Here is a 4,843-nt window from a genome sequence, read left to right as displayed (position 1 = left end):
CGACCACCGGGGGCCGCGGCGCGCTTGGCCGCCTCGGCCTCGCGCTCGGCGCGGGTGCCGGCGACCTCGCCCTTGTAGATCCAGACCTTCACGCCGATGCGGCCGAAGGTCGTCTTGGCCTCGTAGAAGCCGTAGTCGACGTCCGCACGCAGGGTGTGCAGCGGCACGCGACCCTCGCGGTAGAACTCCGAGCGGCTCATCTCGGCGCCGCCGAGACGGCCGGAGCACTGGATGCGGATGCCCTTGGCGCCCGAGCGCATGGTCGACTGCATCGCCTTGCGCATGGCGCGACGGAACTGCACGCGGCCCGAGAGCTGCTCGGCGACGCCCTGGGCGACCAGCTGCGCGTCCATCTCCGAGTTCTTGACCTCGAGGATGTTCAGCTGCACCTGCTTGCCCGTGAGCTTCTCGAGGTCGCCGCGGATGCGGTCGGCCTCGGCGCCACGGCGGCCGATGACGATGCCCGGACGCGCGGTGTGGATGTCGACGCGGACGCGCTCACGCGTGCGCTCGATCTCCACGCGGCTGATGCCGGCGCGGTCCATGCCCTTGGTCAGGAGCTTGCGGATCTTGACGTCCTCGCCGACGTAGCTGCTGTACAGCTTGTCCGCGTACCAGCGGCTCTTGTGGTCGGTCGAGATGCCCAGTCGGAAGCCGTGCGGGTTGATCTTCTGTCCCACTAGCGGTTCCCACCCTTCTTGTTCGAGTCGTCCGCAGGCTGCACGACCACGGTGATGTGGCTGGTGCGCTTGAGGATGCGGTTGGCAGCGCCCTTGGCGCGCGGCCGCCAACGCTTCATGGTCGGGCCCTCGTCGACGAGGACCTTGCTCACGACGAGGTTCGCCCGGTCGAGGTTCTCGGTGCTGGTCGCGTTGGCCACGGCGACGCGACGAGCTTGTAGAAGACCTCGGAGACGGCCTGCGGCGCGAACTGCAGGGTCGCCAGGGCGCTGTCGACGTCGGCGCCGCGCACGAGCGCGGCCACGCGGCGGGCCTTCTGCGGCGTCACGCGCACGAAGCGCGCGACGGCGAAGGAGCCGGCCTCGTCGCCGAGCAGGCTGTCACGACGGGCGCTGGAGTTCTGACGGGTCGCGGCGGTCATCGGCGCTTCGCCTTCCGGTCGTCCTTCTCGTGGCCACGGAAGGTGCGCGTGGGAGCGAACTCCCCGAGCTTGTGGCCGACCATCGAGTCGGTGACGAAGACCGGGACGTGCTTGCGGCCGTCGTGCACGGCGATCGTGTGTCCGATGAAGGACGGAAGGATCATCGAGCGACGCGACCAGGTCTTGATCACCTGGTGGGTTCCGGCCTCGTTCTGCGCGTCCACCTTCTTCTCGAGGTGGCCGTCGATGAACGGGCCCTTCTTCAAACTACGCGGCATGGGTCAGTCCTTCCTTACCGCTTGCCGGTCTTGCGACGACGGACGATGAGCTGGTCGCTGGCCTTGCGCTTGCGCGTACGGCCCTCGGGCTTGCCCCACGGGCTGACCGGGTGGCGACCACCGGAGGTCTTGCCCTCACCGCCACCGTGCGGGTGGTCGATCGGGTTCATGGCGACACCACGGACGGTCGGGCGGACGCCCTTCCAGCGCTTGCGGCCGGCCTTGCCCCAGTTGATGTTCGACTGCTCGGCGTTGCCGACCTCGCCGATGGTGGCGCGGCAGCGGACGTCGACGTAGCGCATCTCGCCCGAGGGCAGACGCAGCTGCGCGCGGTTGCCCTCACGGGCGACCAGCTGGACGCGGGCACCGGCCGAGCGGCCCATCTTCGCGCCGCCACCGGGACGGAGCTCGATGTTGTGCAGGACCGAGCCGACCGGGATGTTGCGCAGCGGCAGGTTGTTGCCGGGCTTGATGTCGCACCGGTGCCGGACTCCACCGTCATGCCCTGGCGCAGGCCGTCGGGGCAGATGATGTAGCGCTTCTCGCCGTCGGCGTAGTGCAGCAGCGCGATGCGGGCGGTGCGGTTGGGGTCGTACTCGATGTGAGCGACCTTGGCCGGCACGCCGTCCTTGTCGTAGCGCTTGAAGTCGATGACGCGGTAGGCGCGCTTGTGACCGCCGCCCTGGTGACGCGTCGTGATACGACCCTGGTTGTTGCGGCCGCCCTTCTTGGGCAGCGGCTCGACCAGCGACTTCTCCGGCGTGGTGCGGGTGATCTCGGCGAAGTCGGCCACGCTCGAGCCACGACGGCCCGGGGTGGTCGGCTTGTACTTACGGATAGCCATGGAAAATCAGTCCTCGTCGTCTCAGGCGCTCGGCGCCGAGAAGATGTCGATGGTCTGGCCGGCCGCGACGGAGACGATGGCGCGCTTGGTGTTCTTGCGCTTGCCCTCGCCGTTGCGGGTACGACGGACCTTGCCCACGCGGTTGAGCGTGTTCACGGCCGTGACCTTGACGCCGAAGATGGTCTCCACGGCGATCTTGATCTCGGTCTTGTTCGCGTCCGGGTGCACCTCGAAGGTGTACTTGTTGTCCTCGATCAGACGGTAGGTCTTCTCGCTGACGACCGGGGCGAGCAGGACGTCACGGTGGTCCTTGCGCTGCGTGGTCACTTGCTACCTCCTGCGGTGAAGCCCGCGGCCTGGGCCGTCTCGGCGGAGTCGAACCACACCTCGGCCTCGACGTCGGCGTAGCCGGCGTCGTCCGCGGTGTAGTAGGAGCCGGCGGCACCCTTGACCTCGTGACCCTTGGGCGCGTTGCCGCTCTTGAGCGGCGCCTTCGAGCCCGGGCCGAACGGCTGGGTCTTGGTCGCGCCCTCGGCGGCGGCCTCGGCCGGAGCCTCGGTCGTCTCGGCCTGCGGCGCGGCCTTCTTGGTCGCGGCCTTCTTCGGGGCGGCGGCCGGAGCAGCAGCCTCGGTGACGGCGGCGCTCAGCTTGACCGTCTCGACACCCTCGGCCGAGCGAGCGGCGACGAAGGCGTCGAACGCGGCCTGGGTGAACACCACGTCGTCGCTACGGACGACGTCGTAGGTGTTGAGCTGGTCGTAGCTGATCAGCCAGACCTGCTTGGCGTTGCGCAGGCTCTTGATCGTCAGCTCGTCGTTGCGGTCGACGACGACCAGGACGCGCGGACGCGCGGTGATCGCCAGCAGCGCCTCGACGGCGGCCTTGGTCGACGGGGCGTCGCCCGTGACCAGGCTGTCGACGACGTGCAGGCGACCCGAGCGGGCCCGGTCCGAGAGGGCACCGCGCAGGGCGGCGGCCTTCATCTTCTTGGGCGTGCGCTGGTCGTAGCTGCGCGGCGTCGGGCCGTGCACCACGCCACCACCGGTGTACTGGGGAGCGCGGATCGAGCCCTGGCGGGCGCGACCGGTGCCCTTCTGGCGGTACGGCTTCTTGCCACCACCGCGGACCTCGCCGCGGCTCTTGGTGTCGTGCGTGCCCTGACGGGCGGCAGCGAGCTGCGCGGTGACGACCTGGTGGATGAGCGGGACGTTCGTCTGCGCACCGAACAGGTCGACGGGCAGGTCGACGTCGACGGTCTTCGCCATGGCGTCAGGCTCCCTTCGCGGCGTTGCGGATGACGACGAGCTGGCCCTTGGGACCGGGCACGGCGCCCTTGACGAGGATGAGGCCCTTCTCGGCGTCGACCGCGTGAACCTTGAGGTTCTGCGTGGTGACGGTGTCGGTGCCCATGTGGCCGGCCATGCGCAGGCCCTTGAAGACGCGGCCCGGGGTGGCGCAGCCACCGATCGAGCCCGGCTTGCGGTGGTTGCGGTGCGCGCCGTGCGAGGCGCTCACGCCGGCGAAGCCGTGACGCTTCATGACGCCGGCGAAGCCCTTGCCCTTGCTGGTGCCGGTGACGTCGACGACGTCGCCCGCGGCGAAGATCTCCGGGGAGATCTCCTGGCCCAGCGTGTAGTCGGCGACCAGCTCGGTGCGGATCTCGACGACGTGGCGGCGCGGCGTGACGCCGGCCTTGGCGAAGTGACCCGCCTCGGGGCGGTTCACCTTGCGGCCGTCGATCTCGCCGAAGCCGATCTGGACGGCGGTGTAGCCGTCGGTCTCCTGCGTGCGGATCTGCGTGACGACGTTGGTGTCGGCAGCGATCACGGTCACGGGGATGACGCGGTTGTCGGCGTCCCAGACCTGGGTCATGCCGAGCTTGCGGCCCAGGAGGCCGCGCGCGTTCGCGGTGGAAGTCGTGCTCATAGGTCGTCTACCCCTCAGAGCTTGATCTCGATGTCGACGCCGGCAGGCAGGTCGAGCCGCATGAGCGAGTCGACGGTCTTGGGCGTCGGGTCGATGATGTCGATGAGCCGCTTGTGCGTACGCATCTCGAAGTGCTCGCGGCTGTCCTTGTACTTGTGGGGCGAACGGATCACGCAGAACACGTTCTTCTCGGTCGGCAACGGCACCGGCCCGGCCACCTTCGCACCCGTGCGCGTGACCGTGTCGACGATCTTGCGCGCCGAGGTGTCGATCACCTCGTGGTCGTAGGCCTTGAGCCTGATGCGGATCTTCTGTCCCGCCATGCTCTCAGTTCGTCCTTCTCGTCGTTTACCGCTTGTCGTTCTCGCCCCGGCCGGGGAGAACGGCTGCTCCCCCTCCGACCCCCGAGGTCGGGCGTGTCGCGGCGCGCAGCGCCATCGATGTGCCGATCTCGAGTTGGTGAGTTGGGCCTGCAGCCCCTCCGATGAGGTTCCGCGAGCCAGGCAGGTTCTCAGGTCCGGCGACGGCGCTGACCCCGGCCCCGGAGGGGGGATCCTGCGACGACGCCCCAGCGAACCCACCGGAGCAACCTGACTAGTCTGTCAGACGATCCCCCGATAGCACAAATCAGGTCCGCGCGGCCTTCGTCACGGGTTCCGTGGCGCGTCGCGCGGGCGCGCGGGCGGCGCGCGCG

General features: G+C 69.3%; 6 protein-coding genes and 2 pseudogenes. All 8 read right to left on the bottom strand.

What is annotated here, in order from left to right; genetic code table 11:
* Window positions 1-680: 30S ribosomal protein S3 (gene rpsC / locus AC2W7G_RS09160; protein ID WP_485868161.1), on the bottom strand; the 680-nt coding region annotated here is incomplete at its 3' end.
* Window positions 680-1,101, bottom strand: a pseudogene (gene rplV, locus AC2W7G_RS09155) (50S ribosomal protein L22). The pseudogene rplV and the gene rpsC, both read right to left, overlap by 1 nt.
* Complete coding sequence (rpsS, locus tag AC2W7G_RS09150; RefSeq protein ID WP_038951459.1) at window positions 1,098-1,379, bottom strand: 30S ribosomal protein S19; 282 nt, start codon at window positions 1,377-1,379, stop codon at window positions 1,098-1,100. The pseudogene rplV and the gene rpsS overlap by 4 nt, the downstream one beginning before the upstream one ends.
* A gap of 14 nt (window positions 1,380-1,393) precedes the next feature.
* A pseudogene (gene rplB / locus AC2W7G_RS09145) lies at window positions 1,394-2,223 on the bottom strand (50S ribosomal protein L2).
* Window positions 2,224-2,244: 21 nt separating this feature from the next.
* Entirely contained in the window at window positions 2,245-2,550 is a 306-nt protein-coding gene (gene rplW, locus AC2W7G_RS09140; RefSeq protein ID WP_485868160.1) for a 50S ribosomal protein L23, read from the bottom strand.
* Window positions 2,547-3,488 (bottom strand): 50S ribosomal protein L4, sunset domain variant, encoded by a 942-nt coding sequence (gene rplD, locus AC2W7G_RS09135; RefSeq protein ID WP_485868159.1) that lies wholly within the window; start codon window positions 3,486-3,488, stop codon window positions 2,547-2,549. Before rplD ends, rplW begins: the two co-directional genes overlap by 4 nt.
* A gap of 4 nt (window positions 3,489-3,492) precedes the next feature.
* Window positions 3,493-4,149: a 50S ribosomal protein L3 gene (gene rplC, locus AC2W7G_RS09130; RefSeq protein ID WP_485868158.1), complete on the bottom strand. Its 657-nt coding sequence runs from the start codon at window positions 4,147-4,149 to the stop codon at window positions 3,493-3,495.
* A gap of 14 nt (window positions 4,150-4,163) precedes the next feature.
* The gene (rpsJ, locus tag AC2W7G_RS09125) at window positions 4,164-4,472 is read right to left on the bottom strand and encodes a 30S ribosomal protein S10 (protein ID WP_007078637.1); all 309 of its coding nucleotides are present in this window, start codon (window positions 4,470-4,472) and stop codon (window positions 4,164-4,166) included.
* Window positions 4,473-4,843: the final 371 nt, after the last annotated feature.

Source organism: Aeromicrobium sp. PFPM2_SD2, from assembly GCF_057364525.1.
This window is presented reverse-complemented; position numbering and strand designations above follow the sequence as displayed.

Coding starts and splice junctions, on each gene's coding strand:
- rpsS (WP_038951459.1), bottom strand. CDS start 1,379: ATGCCGCGTAGTTTGAAGAAGGGCCCGTTCATCGACGGCCACCTCGAG.
- rplD (WP_485868159.1), bottom strand. CDS start 3,488: ATGGCGAAGACCGTCGACGTCGACCTGCCCGTCGACCTGTTCGGTGCG.
- rplC (WP_485868158.1), bottom strand. CDS start 4,149: ATGAGCACGACTTCCACCGCGAACGCGCGCGGCCTCCTGGGCCGCAAG.
- rpsJ (WP_007078637.1), bottom strand. CDS start 4,472: ATGGCGGGACAGAAGATCCGCATCAGGCTCAAGGCCTACGACCACGAG.